Source organism: Paraprevotella clara YIT 11840 (assembly GCF_000233955.1).
GTDB lineage: Bacteria > Bacteroidota > Bacteroidia > Bacteroidales > Bacteroidaceae > Paraprevotella > Paraprevotella clara.
The window spans coordinates 12,597-26,047 of record NZ_JH376625.1; the positions used below are offsets into that span (position 1 = coordinate 12,597).

8 protein-coding genes and 1 pseudogene are annotated in these 13,451 nt (G+C 36.1%); 8 read left to right on the forward strand and 1 reads right to left on the reverse strand.

Annotated features, from left to right (window positions below; translation table 11 throughout):
* Positions 1-59: 59 nt before the first annotated feature.
* Positions 60-2,024 (reverse strand): discoidin domain-containing protein, encoded by a 1,965-nt coding sequence (locus HMPREF9441_RS14065; RefSeq protein ID WP_008622370.1) that lies wholly within the window; start codon positions 2,022-2,024, stop codon positions 60-62.
* 253 nt (positions 2,025-2,277) lie between these two features.
* On the opposite strand from HMPREF9441_RS14065, the gene HMPREF9441_RS14070 reads away from it, so the two are divergent.
* From HMPREF9441_RS14070 to HMPREF9441_RS14105, 8 genes and pseudogenes are all read left to right on the forward strand, one after another.
* Entirely contained in the window at positions 2,278-3,648 is a 1,371-nt protein-coding gene (locus HMPREF9441_RS14070; RefSeq protein ID WP_008622371.1) for a radical SAM/SPASM domain-containing protein, read from the forward strand.
* 318 nt (positions 3,649-3,966) lie between these two features.
* The gene (locus HMPREF9441_RS14080) at positions 3,967-6,255 is read left to right on the forward strand and encodes a peptidase associated/transthyretin-like domain-containing protein (RefSeq protein ID WP_008622373.1); all 2,289 of its coding nucleotides are present in this window, start codon (positions 3,967-3,969) and stop codon (positions 6,253-6,255) included.
* A gap of 3 nt (positions 6,256-6,258) precedes the next feature.
* A complete protein-coding gene (locus tag HMPREF9441_RS14085; protein ID WP_008622375.1) occupies positions 6,259-7,446 on the forward strand; it encodes a zinc metalloprotease in 1,188 nt (395 codons plus the stop codon).
* Positions 7,433-9,493, forward strand: a complete 2,061-nt coding sequence (locus HMPREF9441_RS14090; RefSeq protein ID WP_008622376.1) for an O-antigen ligase family protein — start codon at positions 7,433-7,435, stop codon at positions 9,491-9,493. The genes HMPREF9441_RS14085 and HMPREF9441_RS14090 overlap by 14 nt, the downstream gene beginning before the upstream one ends.
* Before the next feature lie 243 nt (positions 9,494-9,736).
* Complete coding sequence (locus tag HMPREF9441_RS18660; RefSeq protein WP_008622380.1) at positions 9,737-9,907, forward strand: hypothetical protein; 171 nt, start codon at positions 9,737-9,739, stop codon at positions 9,905-9,907.
* A 12-nt stretch (positions 9,908-9,919) separates the two neighbouring features.
* Entirely contained in the window at positions 9,920-10,165 is a 246-nt protein-coding gene (locus HMPREF9441_RS14095; RefSeq protein WP_008622381.1) for a hypothetical protein, read from the forward strand.
* Between the two features lie 85 nt (positions 10,166-10,250).
* A complete protein-coding gene (locus tag HMPREF9441_RS14100) occupies positions 10,251-11,105 on the forward strand; it encodes a BRO-N domain-containing protein (protein WP_008622386.1) in 855 nt (284 codons plus the stop codon).
* Positions 11,077-13,435: pseudogene (locus HMPREF9441_RS14105) on the forward strand (restriction endonuclease). The gene HMPREF9441_RS14100 and the pseudogene HMPREF9441_RS14105 overlap by 29 nt, the downstream one beginning before the upstream one ends.
* Positions 13,436-13,451: the final 16 nt, after the last annotated feature.

A 13,451-nucleotide genomic window follows, 5' to 3' on the forward strand; every position in this document is an offset into this window, starting at 1 on the left:
AATATGTTTATAATGTGAGATTTCATTGATTAATAGTTTTGTTATATCGTAATCCGTGATTACCACCAAATTTGTTTCCCATTTTTATATGTAAATATCCGCTCGTCTTTTCCTTTTGTTAAATTTTTTAGATAATATAAACCAGAAGTCGGAACATCCTTATATACTAATCGGATATTTTGGGCTTTTTGTTTACCTAATGAACACCATTTTCCATTATTCCAATAGAATAATTCGTATGTATCACCTATGTCAATCGTATTTCCGTCACCTCGTCCAGTGAATAAAATGCGTTCTATGCCGATAGGTTTGCCAAAATCCATACCTACCCATGCTCCAGATGATAGAGGGGCATCAAAGAAAGTTAATAGGTCATTGTCAAATACTTTTTCTTTAGTACCATCGGGGTTACCTTCCCAGTGTCCATCTGTACCAATAACCTTTCCTTGTATTTGTTTGTGAGTATTACGCTCATAGAAGCGAATATCAGCTATGTTACAATAAGTTCCTTCTTTGGGTTGATAATAACGCCAGTACTGGAATTTTTGTAAGGTATCTGGCAAAATTATTTCATGTCCTATTGCAGAACAGTCGGTAATTCTATATAGTAATTTGGCATTTTTGAAATTAATATCATTTGAAGCTTGGAACTCTCCACTATCTGCACGCATAATAATTTCTTGTACATGTTGAAGTACAGGATATTTGCGTTTTAAAATAAAAGTTTCCCTTTTTGTTGTATTGGCAATAATTTTTTCTATTTTCCCGCTATATGTAAATAGGAATGGAGGGCATAATGCATTCGCTTTTCCGTCCTTATTATAAGAAATAGGAAGGTATACTGTATTCATACCCACCTTGTGAAAAATGAGCTCGCCTTTTTCTATTCGAGAAACGTCAACGGGAACCCATTCCTTGTTATTGAAAACTGCAAGATATGCATGACGTCCATTCAAGTTTTTATCGACTTTTAAGTTTATATCTCTACAGTCCATATATTCTTCCGTTACATCTTTGATGAATGGATAACGGAATAGGTCAGGTACATACTCTCCTGATTTTATTAACCGATGTAATTCTGGATTTATAGCATAAGTTAATCGAAAAACTTTGGGCATGCGTTCATCTAATTTATGTGGTTGGCCGGGGTTAGATGTTACACCTCCAAATGGAATATTTTTTCCATCATTGGAGAGTAGGACGTTCCATGTATGTCCAAGATTACGGAAAGCCCATTGTGGTGTGAAATCAATTCCGATGGGAATGCCTTGACTCCGAAAAATAGAAGATGCGATGAATGAAAAATCACGGCAAGTCCCGAATGGAAGGTGTAAACGTGTAGCAAGACGGTAAACAGTGCGAATAGAGTCTGTAAAGTTAATAACTTCAGGATGCATATAATACCATAGGTTACTATTCAAGGTGATGCCTGCACGTAAAGCTGAATTTTTATATTGATCACAATATGCTAATTCATTCATGTGGTCGGGATGAAAGTTGCGTAAATAAGTACGCCAATTATCAAATGGTTGTAATTCTTCGGTTTTATAGGGTAATATGTATTCACAAAATTGATCAAAACTTAGATGCTGTGCCCAAGGCCATTTCTTCCATTGCACGAATGCACTATCTATATTTTGGACTAAAAAATGAGCTGAGATAATTTCAATGTCTTGTACTGTTCTTGTATCCAACTGTTGGAAGTGTTTGTTTAGGCTCACTAATGAATCTTGTATTGTTTCCATGTCGTAGTCTTCCATTGATTTTAGTAAAGAGTCTACAGCATCATAATATTGGGATACTTCGGTTGTGTCTGCATATGAATAATGACCAGGCATATTACGTATAAGAAACTTGGCTGCTTCGAGCTTCAAAGAATCGTTTTGGTAATGCCTTATGACCTTTAATAATTCCTTGCGGTTTTCCTTGGCCAATATTAAGGCTTCTTCTAAAAGTATGTCACGGCGGTCATTACAACCTATGATGATTCCCGAAAGAATAAAAATGAAAAATATCTTCTTCATGTTCGTTCTAAAATATTTTGAGTACAAATATAATGAAATATATTAAGAGTATATTTTATAAATGTGGAAATCTCTTTTTAGATAAAAAATTCTATGCAATATTTTGAACCTTGATTACTACAATGAGTGGATTTGTTATCATATATAACATGAAAAAATAATTTTAGATGCTTTAGCTAAAAAATACTATTTGTTATTTTACTTTTTTAATATGTTTTCGTATATTTGTGGTTGGATTTGAATTTTATTAAAAATGAATGGCTTAAGATTATCTGATTATACCATTCCTGTAGAACTTGAATCTAATAAAGGTAAGTTTATGTTGATTCATGGTTATACAGGGGCATTGGATGTTATTGGTCGTGATGTTTTAGAGCAAATAAGAAAAAATCCTCTTGAGGGTTCATTGTCCTCAAATGCGATAGATAGATTATTAAAAAGGGGCTATTTGACAACGAAAGACAAAGAAGAGGAACAAATGTATGTGGAAAGGTTTTGTAAAATCCTCTCTAAGAGAAATAAGCTCTTGCTGAAGAAAAATTTCACATTAGTCGTTACTTATAATTGTAATTTTAATTGTCCCTATTGTTTTGAAAAAGAATTGATGGGGGGTAAATATAAAAATGTAGGAAAAACTATATCAAAAAAATTATCGACTAATTTTTTTGATACCATACCTATAATTGAACCTAATAAATATCTACGTAATAATGTGATTTCGCTTTTTGGAGGCGAGCCTTTACTCGAAGAAAATATAGATTTGGTAAAGTATATAGTTGACCAAGGAAAGGAAAGAGGCTATGTCTTTACAGCAACAACCAATGGATATGATTTGCCTGTTTATGAAAATCTGTTAGGGAATAAATTAATACAAGGAGTGCAGATTACGATAGATGGATGCCAAAGTGTGCATGATAGTCGGAGGATGCATTCTATTTATGGTGGGACTTTCAATAAAATAATCCGAAATATTAAATATTTTTTATCAAAAGGTGTGTTTGTAAGGGTTAGAATTAATATTGATGAGGATAATATAGATGAGTTAGACAAGTTAGATTCTTATTTTAAAGAAAATAAATTGTATGACTTTGAAAGGTTTTCTGTATATGCTGCTTATATTTCAGGAGATTTAAATTTTAATCCAAGAAGCTACCAAGTAAGTAAAAGAAAGTGTATAACGCAAAGATATTTTTTGGAAAAGTTGAAAAAATACAGCACGGGTATAACTTTCGAGCAACAGTTGTATTCTAATTTCTATAATGCAATTAAAAATAGTAAGGTCCTTAATTTGTCTCCATCTCATTGTAATGCTCGTTTCGGTTCGTATATATTTGATCCTTTTGGTAATATTTACTCTTGCTTGGAGGCAATAGGGACTACAGATGATGTGATTGGAACGTATTATAATGAATTAAGATGGAATAAGGAAAATAAAGATAAATGGTTTAATCAAGAGATTGGGCTTGATGAAGAATGTAAAAAATGCAAATATATACTCCTTTGTGGTAGAGGATGTTATGCAAAAAATAGAATGGCTGATAAGAAAGGGGAAAAATGCGATGATTTTCCAATTAGATTGAGAAGCGTTGCAAGAAAAGTATATTCTGATTTAAAGGGATTCTAAATAAAAGTTGGATTTAAAAATTAGAAAGTATGAAAGTAAATGATGAAATGCAATCGTTAAATGAGGGTTTGTGGACGGATTTTTCTGTAGAAGAATTAGAAAGTCGTTTAGAGACGGACCCCATGCTTATGGGAAATCCATTGGATGCTTCCGTAGAATTTACGGAAGGGGGAGAGTGTTTCACGTGTACGATGTGTTTTACATGTGGTGAATTCTTGTCGTAATTAAAGAAAATGGTCTCGATTAAAATATTGTCGAGGCCATTTTTTGCTAGTAAATGGAAAATGGAGTTGATAAGTATTCAGTGAAATCAAATCTATGATAAACTATAAGTTATTTTATTTATGCTTCGTGCTTATATCTTTTAGTGTGGGGGCTTTTTCACAATGTAAGATAACAGGGTGTGCTAAACTGGAAAACAGCCTTGAGGGAGCTTGTATTTCTGTGAAATTGTTAAATAATGATTCTGTATCCATAGCATCTGTGTCAACGGATACACTTGGTTACTTTTCTTTTAATGACGTTCCTGCTAAGCACTATATTGTAGCATACAGTCATATCGGTTACAAAACTTGTTATAGGACTTTTGAAATAATTGAGCCATATACACAGCTTCCGACAATTTACTTGCAAGAAGATAACTTGTTTTTAGACGAAGTAAAAGTACAGGCTTCTTCATTTATCCGTAAAAAAGACTATTTATTGGTTATACCAAGCAAACAACAAATAAAGCATTCATATACAGGGTATGATTTACTTTATAATTTGATGATACCTGGAGTTAATGTTGATCGCTCGACCGGGAACGTTTCTGCCTTAAATGGTAGTACAACTTTGTATATAGATGGAAGGAAAGCTGATGCTCGTGAGATAAAGCATTTACGTCCCCGTGATATAGAAAAAATAGAATATTATGATAGCCCGTCAGGAAGGTTTAGCGGTGATAATACTTCTATCAATTATGTAACTAAAACATCTGAATTGGGTGGATATCTGGCATTGGATGCTAAACAAACGGTTGGTTATATGAGTGGTGAATATGATGTGGCAACCAAATTGGTTTCTAATAATACCAGTTTTACCTTATTTGCAGGCTATGGTATGGAAGATTATGCCGGAAGTAAAGCCCAAAACGATGAAATCTTTAAATTTTCCGCGTATGAAATAAAACGTAATAATAATGGTATTCATTCGGAAGTAAAAAATCATACCCAATATGAACAGTTGAATATTATGAATAGGAATAAGCGGCGTACGTTGCTAGCCAAGTTCTCTTTCGTTCATAATAATCAACCAAAGCAATACAATATAAATGTTTTAGAATATGATGGGGGACTTAAAACAGAATCGCGTAAGCAAAGTAAACAAAAAAATATGATGCCTTCATTGTGTTTATATGGGAATTTTAATGTTGATTCTACTCAATATATTGAAGCTTCGTTTGATGCGAGTTATGCAGATAATCATTATCAATACGATTATATGGAAAATAGTACATCATTAGTGAAGGTTGCAAACGAAAATATGTATGGATTAAATATGGAACTTAAGTATGGTATTAATCTAAAAAAACAGAACTCATTAAATATTAAATTCTATCATCATCATAACATAAGCTTATCAACATATAGTAGTGAAACAGATTTATGGCAACATTTGTGGACTGGTGAGACATTATTATTCTCCGAATATAGTCAACGCATAAAAGGGAAAACATTTTTTCGTATTGCTCCAGGAGTTTCGATGCTACAATATAAGTTGCACGGTGAAAAACGTATTTGTAAGATTTCACCTCGATTGCATTTTACTTTAGGATATCAGCCGTCGCACAGAGACATCCTGCAATTTAGGATAAATGTGGGTAATTCATTTCCTAATATAAATATGTTAAGTAGCACCAGTCAAGAAGTTGATTTTTTACAAATGAGGAAGGGAAATCCAAATTTAAAAACTACCACAGCTTACCATTTTATGGGGATATATGCCATTAATTGGAAAAAAGTGAGCTTACAAGTAGTAGGAATGTATCAATTATTTAAAAATATGTATACTTATGACTATTTTGTAGAGCATGACAAGTTGATTCAGAGTTTTCGTTCCGATGTTGATTGGCAACAAGTAACAGGGATGCTTTCATTCACATGGAAGCCAATAGAGAGGCTTCATTTAAAATTAGATGGAAATAATTCTTTATCCCAATTTAGCAGAGGTGTGAATAAACGGTTGAATAGTTGGAATGGTGGTATGCAAATTAATTATTATTGTGGGGATTTCTTGATTAGCTTATTTGGTAAAACTGAAAATTCTGTGCTAGGTTATGATTTGGCTAAAGTGCATATTCCTGCTAATTATGGGATGTTTGTAAACTGGAGTAAGAAGAACTGGCTTGTTGAAGGTTCTATTAGTAATCCTTTCTATTTTAATAGACGTTATGTAGCTTCATTTCAAGATGTAGCATTTGGTTATCATAACTCTATGACACCTAAAAAGGAACAAATGTCTGGTTATATTAAGGTGGCTTATACTTTTGACTTCCTGAATAAAACATCGCATGATGCAAAGGATGTAAAAACAAAAATAAATAGCGCGATATTAAAAGTGGATTAATATATGAAATATAGGAGTATAACGATTAGTAAATTAGAAACGTCAGCTAAAGAGGAAACTTTTTTGTTATGTTGTAACAGAAAATATTACAGGGCTAATAAGTTAACTGTGGAGCTTCTTCATTCCCTTCAAAAATATGAAAATGAAAAGGAGGGAATATCTGCTTTTGTAGAACAAACAAAAGGACTATATACATATAGATATATAGAAGAAGTTGTAAAACGCGTTATTAATCCTTTATTGGAGGGTACTAATGTAAAAGCTAATAAATCATTTTTGTATGAAAGGAAATTTTTGTCTGCTGATTCTATAGATAAATTTTCCTGTCTATTCAGTTTTTTGTTTGAGAAAAAATATATCTATTTAATTTTAGCTTCAGTTTTAATTGCTGACGTTTGCTTTTTTTTTCAAGCAAATAATTTAATGTACTTTGATAATACTATAAATTTATATCACTTTATAGGCATTTTTTTATTTGTTTTTTCTTCTTCTTTTTTTCATGAATTGGGACATGCTTCCGCTTGCAAGTATTTTGGGCTAAGGCATGGGGATATAGGCTTCGGTTTATATTTGAATATTCCCGTATTATACACGGATGTGACAGAGATATGGAAACTAAAACGCAAACAGCGTATAGTTGTAAATCTTGCAGGAATCTATTTCCAGTCGTTTTTCCTGTTAGGATTAATAATTGGCTTTTTTATTAGTTCTAGTGATATACTGCGTTATTTGATTTTGATTATGAATTTTGGATTCTTGATGACTCTTAATCCCTTTTTTAAGTTTGATGGTTATTGGATAATGTCAGATTTATTAGGTATACCCAATTTGCGTGATCGTTCAAAGGAATTGCTTGTTTATATTTATAATTGTATACGAAAGAAAAGCAAAACAAAATCACCTTATTTATTGGAAATGAGAAAAAAAGAAAAATGGGGGTTCTTCATTTATTCTTTATTGGTCAATTTGTTCATGGGATTCTATCTTTTCTATGTAATTCCAAGATTTTTATTTCGTTTTATACAAGGTTTTCCAACTCAAATAGAAAAATTAAATATTTATTTGTCAAGTGGCTTGACACCTCCTTTTGCGTTAGTTCATAATTTAGGCGTACAGTTGATATTTTTAATATTAATTATATATTTCTTGTCAAGGTCTGTATTATTAATAAAAAGAAATGTTAGGCACTAAAAAGAATCTTTTATTTCCAACATATAATATTATCGCCTTGTTTATGGGGCTTATAATTGCTGCTAAATTATTCAGGGTTGATGATAATTATTATCTTGGTGAGCTATTGTCGATAATAGCATTGCTTGCAATAGGTCCATTGTCTATTAAGAGGTGGTCAGGTATTGATATTTGCTTAGGAGTCATTTCTGTGTATGATATTGTGTCTTGTTGTTATAGTAATTGTACGAATCCCTCTATACAGGTCGCGTTTTCCTCTGTTTCATTTTTTATATTCTATCTCATTGCAAGGCAACTATTCGCAGATGCAAAAGCTGAAAAAATACTTTTGATAACTAGTTCTGTTTTTGTCATAATAGGTGTGTGTTTAGGGATAAGTTTATTCTTTTTGTTTCAAAAATCAATAAAGGATGCAGGATTTGAAGGGCTTTATCATTTTAGATTTCTTTACCGGCCATTAAATTACTACGTCAATCAGTGGGGGACAATATTGATTATTCTATTAGGGTGGATTTGTCTAATAAGGAAATATACATCAGTATTGTTCTTTTTATTGTTTTTATCTATTTTTCTTTGTTTTTCAAGAGGTGCTTATTTGGCCTTGGGGGGCTTTCTAATTTTATGGTTGTTTTTTATTCCTTCTTGGAAAGAAAAAATAAGAATGTTGATAATAGCTGTAGCGTCATTGATTTTTGTATTTTTGTTTTATCCAAAAGATTGTTTGACGACCTTAAAAATGAATTCAACTACTTCTCAGCAAAAAAGTTCAATGGTGCGAATTCGTTCAACTCAGGTTGCATTGGATACATTTTGTGCTGGAAGTAATCAATTATTTGGTTATGGAAATGGAAGTTATACTTTTGTGTTAGATAAAGCTATAAATCAAGATAGTAGGCAGATGTATACGAGTTTTGCTCCGAACTTACCAATAAAGTTATTGATTGAAAAAGGCATTATAGGATTCTGTTTGTATATGTGTTTCTTTTTCATTATTGCCCAATATTTATGGAAGAATCGTGATATACGAGATACGCGAGCTGTTTTTTGTGTATTTTGTGCTGTGTTTATTAAAGAAATGACGCAGGCTGATTTTTTTAATATTCAATTTGTTTGGCTTGTGTTTTATTTACAACTTGCATACCTGCAAAGAAATGACGTTTCTCGGGTTGTAGCGGTGGATAAAGAAAAGTTTGTATTGCCTTCTTTGGCGATAATTATGTATATATGTTGGTGTATGCATTCTTTTCTACTTAAAAGAAATATGGGTTTATGTTCAAAAGCATTTATCGCTATAGAGAAAGCTAATGTAGGGGAGGCTGTTAGATATATAGAACAAACGAGTCAACAACTTCCTTATTTAATCTTGCGTGGATGGATTTACATGCAATGCTATAAAGTAGATAAAAATGAAGAATATGTAAAAAAGGCTCAGGCTGCATGGTGGAAGGCTCATCAATGCCAACCTGAGGATATACATATAGAATATTTGTTAAACGCTTATGGAAATGGATGTCAAAAAAATATATATGGATTAAAAGAATTGTCGAAAAAATATCCTTATAATTCTCTCTATTCTTTTGCTTTGGGAGAAATTTTATACGAAGAAAATAGAAAGGATGAGGCGATGAATTTCCTTATTAAGGCGATTTTGTATACTCCTACTATTTTAAGGACGGAATTTATTGAAAACATAAAAGAGCATGATTTGATTTATTTCCAATCGTTGCGAAAGAAATTATCCGCATTGAGACCTATGGATATAGATGCCAATGAAATGGCGCGTATTGGTTATATAGCTTATTGGTGTGGGAATACAAAAGAAGCCCGTTTTTATTTGAGAAAAGCCATAGAGGAATTTCCTAGCCTCTCCACGCCACAACGCTTGTTAGGAAATAAAAAAAGATATCAATTATTAAAATATGGATTTTTTCAGAAAAGTTCTACTTCGGTTTATCCTATAGAAGAACGGTTGGACAATGATTTATTGTTTATAAGGTTTTATGGAAAGAAGTTTCAAAATTGGTATGGTATTCCTTTTGGCAAATAGCTATTACGTGAACATAAGAGTGTAATAAAAAGAACGTGAATTTTTATAGCGTTTATAATATATGAAAAGCAGGAAACTATCTTTTTCGATTTTTCATATGTTAGGGGAGGTTACCCATAAGAGACTTTATAACGGAAAAGTAAACTATGAATCAACCGGTAAACTTCTATTATTGGACGAAAAGCGCAAATAATTCTCGAAATAGGCCTAAAGATTGTGGAGTATGAAAATAATTAAGTAATTTTGAAAACGGCAGGCATCACCCGTAAACGACGGGCTGCGGAAGCCTTGCAGAAGCGTGTACGGAATGAAAGGCTGTTTGCCAAACAGATGGAACTCAACAACGAAGTCCGTGCATTGAAGCGTGAGATAGCGAATCTGGATGAGGAATTTAAAACATTGGAAAACAGTTAAGAAACAAAATGTATGGCTGACATATTAAAACATTTGGATTTGCCCTTGCAGGCAGAAACCGTGGATGGCTGCACTATTTATACCGTCAACGAAGGTGACCTTGTGGCCTGTTTCTCTCCAGGCATTACCGATAAGGTAGTAGCTGCAATGGCCGACAAAAGTCCCTTGCGTGTACTCTTCCGCGATGCATGCTTCAAGGAGGATGCTCAGAAAAATCAATATTTACGAGCAGTTCAAGTAATCCTTGGATTGGGCTGATAATGATGCTTTTAATAATATTCGGGTGATATAAATATGTGAAACTTGTCTCACATATTATAATGAATGATTAAACAACGATGTTATGACAAAGAAACAAGCCATACAACTTTTTGAAGAGCGTAAAGTCCGTACCATTTGGGACGACAAACAGGAAAAATGGTATTTTTCCATTATTGATGTAGTATCGGTACTTACAGATAGTGCCGCCCCGGCGGCATACTGGCGAAAGCTGAAACAAAGATTAAAGGCAGAGGGAAATGAAACCGTGACAAGTTGTCACAGTTTGAAAATGCAAGCAGCCGATGGCAAAATGCGTCTTACGGATGTAGCCGACACAGAGCAACTATTCCGCTTGATCCAATCAATACCTTCGCCTAAGGCAGAACCGTTCAAACAATGGATGGCCGAGGTAGCAAGCCAACGGTTAGACCAGATGCAAGACCCGGAATTGAGCATAGACCAGGCCATCATAGACTATAAGCGTTTGGGATATTCGGATGCTTGGATAAACCAACGAATCAAAAGCATAGAGATACGCAAAGAACTAACCGACGAATGGGCTCGTACTGGTGTGGAGCAGGGACTTCAATATGCCTCGCTCACTGACATTATCACGCGCGAATGGAGCGGAATGACCACAAAACAATATCGCAACTATAAAGGTCTCAAAAAAGAAAGTCTGCGCGACAATATGACCAATATGGAGATTGCACTAAATATGCTTGCTGAGGCATCGGCTACGGAACTCTCCAAGCAGCGTAACCCCAATGGGTTCAGCCAACAGAAAAAAGTAGCGAAAGACGGCGGTAGTGTGGCAAAAGCAGCCCGAAACCAATTGGAAAACAAACTGGGTTATAAAGTGATTTCACCTGCAAAGGCAAGCGACTATCTGCCCCCTCTGACCGACAATGAAGACAACCATGAAGATCAGATATAAACATCAACGCTTTCAAGCGGAAGCTACTAAATGTGTGAGCGACGTGTTTCAGGGGCAACCCAAACACGATGGCAGCCGCACCTTCTTGAATAAGTTTGGTGCGCTCGACTTCGACGGCTTCGGCAACCTGCCCCTTGTGCTTGACAATGAAAGCATTTGCGAGAATGTGCGTGGTGTACAAATGGCAGAAGGATTGAGACCCGTGGAGCATTTGGAAGGTGACGGACGCACCTTTACCGTCGAGATGGAAACAGGTACGGGTAAGACTTATACTTACATCAAAACCATGTACGAGCTGAACGCCTGCTATGGTTGGTCGAAATTTGTGATCGTAGTGCCCAGCATTGCCATCCGCGAAGGCGTGTATAAGAGTTTTGAGAGTATGGCGGAACATTTTGCCGAAGAGTACGGCAAACGCATGCAATACTTCGTCTACAACTCCAAGCAGCTTGCCAAGATTGATGCCTTTGCCTCGGACAATGGTATCCATGCCATGATAATCAATACGCAGGCATTCAATGCTTCGCTCAACGAAGATAAGAACTAAGAAGGTCGTGCCGGTGATGCCGCAGCCCGTATCATCTTTTCGCGTCGTGACGAATTCGGTTCGCGAAAGCCGATTGACATCTTGGTCAAGACGCACCCCATCCTGATTATAGACGAACCGCAAAGCGTGCAGGGTACTGACAAAAGCAATGCGACCCGAAAAGATTCACGGTGGTTACTTCTTTATCGACAAGAAGGGAAAGAGCGTGGAGTCGAAAAATAAGGAAGGCGAAAACGAGGAACGCGGTTTCGACCTTATCATGAAGGATAAAGAGCGGCTGCTAAGCCAAAGTTGCCCCGTTCGTTTTATTTTCTCACACTCGGCTTTGAAAGAGGGTTGGGACAACCCTAATGTGTTCCAGATATGTACGTTGAAAGACACCTCCAACGAAATCAAGAAACGTCAGGAGGTGGGGCGTGGTATGCGCTTATGCGTCAACGATAAGGGCGAACGTCAGGATGCAGACGTATTGGGCGACCATGTGTTCGACACCAACATCCTGACCGTTATTGCCAGCGAGAGTTACGACGACTTTGCCAAGAAGTTGCAACCCGACATGGCTGAAGCCTGCGCCAATCGTCCGGTGGTAGTGACAGCCTCGCTGTTTACCGACCAACAGGCACAGACACAAGATGGGCACAGCATAAAAATTACGACCGAACAGGCTGTGGAAATCCACGAAGAATTGATTGCGCAAGGCTACATCAAGAAAGGTAAACTCACTCAAAAGTACTTTGACGAAAAGAAAGCCGGTTCGCTCAACTTTGGTGAAGTAGAGCACATACGCTCATTCATCATCAAGCAATTCGATAAGGTGTTCAATCCAGATGCCATCAAGCCGGCTAATGGCCGTAATAAGACGGAAGCTCACTTTGTGAAGGATAATTTCAACAAGAAAGAATGGCAAGAGTTGTGGAAACGCATCAACACGCGCACCTACTATAACGTGAGTTTTGAAACATCGAAACTCATCAAGAATGCCATTGATGCACTCGACAAGCATCTGAATGTGACGGAAATCCGCATCGTAGTGGAAAGTGGCGGTATGGAAAGCATCCGTGACCGCGAAGAGTTGGAAGCCGGAACAGCCATGAGTGCTGCTACCGTGAAAACCATTCGGGTGACGGAAGCTATTGGAGCAGAAGTAACTTACGACTTGGTGGGTGAACTCGTACAATCCACCGGCCTGACTCGCCGCACCATTGTAGAGATGTTGAAAGGCATCAATCCTGCAACGTTCCATCAGTTCAAACTGAATCCGGAAGAGTTCATCGTCAAGGCCGGACGTATCATCAATGGCTGTAAGGCTATTTCGCTTATCCAACACATCCGGTATGAGAAAAGTACCGGGATTTTTGGTGTTGACATCTTTGAAGGAGCTAAGCTGCGAGGTACACTCGGGAAGGATGCCATCGAAAGCACCAGGTCGCTCTACGACCTTGTAGTGGTGGATAGTGAAGGTATTGAAAAGAGTTTTGCCGAGTCACTGGAAGCAGAGAATGATGTGGTGGTGTATAGCAAGCTGCCCGGTGGATTCTACATCAATACTCCGATGGGTAAATACAATCCTGACTGGGCTGTAGCTTTCCGCGAAGGTTCTGTGAAACACGTCTATTTTGTGGCAGAAACCAAAGGCAACGACATCGAAGTGTCGCAACTTCGCTGTGCCGAGGAGGCCAAGATAGAGTGTGCCTGTCGCCATTTTGCAGCCATCAGTACAGGTGATGTGGTGTATAGCGTGGTGAAAACCTATCAGGATTTGTATAATGCGGTAACAAAGTGAGAATTATAAATTTGTC

Coding starts and splice junctions, on each gene's coding strand:
- HMPREF9441_RS14065 (WP_008622370.1), bottom strand. CDS start 2,024: ATGAAGAAGATATTTTTCATTTTTATTCTTTCGGGAATCATCATAGGT.
- HMPREF9441_RS14070 (WP_008622371.1), top strand. CDS start 2,278: ATGAATGGCTTAAGATTATCTGATTATACCATTCCTGTAGAACTTGAA.
- HMPREF9441_RS14080 (WP_008622373.1), top strand. CDS start 3,967: ATGATAAACTATAAGTTATTTTATTTATGCTTCGTGCTTATATCTTTT.
- HMPREF9441_RS14085 (WP_008622375.1), top strand. CDS start 6,259: ATGAAATATAGGAGTATAACGATTAGTAAATTAGAAACGTCAGCTAAA.
- HMPREF9441_RS14090 (WP_008622376.1), top strand. CDS start 7,433: ATGTTAGGCACTAAAAAGAATCTTTTATTTCCAACATATAATATTATC.
- HMPREF9441_RS14095 (WP_008622381.1), top strand. CDS start 9,920: ATGGCTGACATATTAAAACATTTGGATTTGCCCTTGCAGGCAGAAACC.
- HMPREF9441_RS14100 (WP_008622386.1), top strand. CDS start 10,251: ATGACAAAGAAACAAGCCATACAACTTTTTGAAGAGCGTAAAGTCCGT.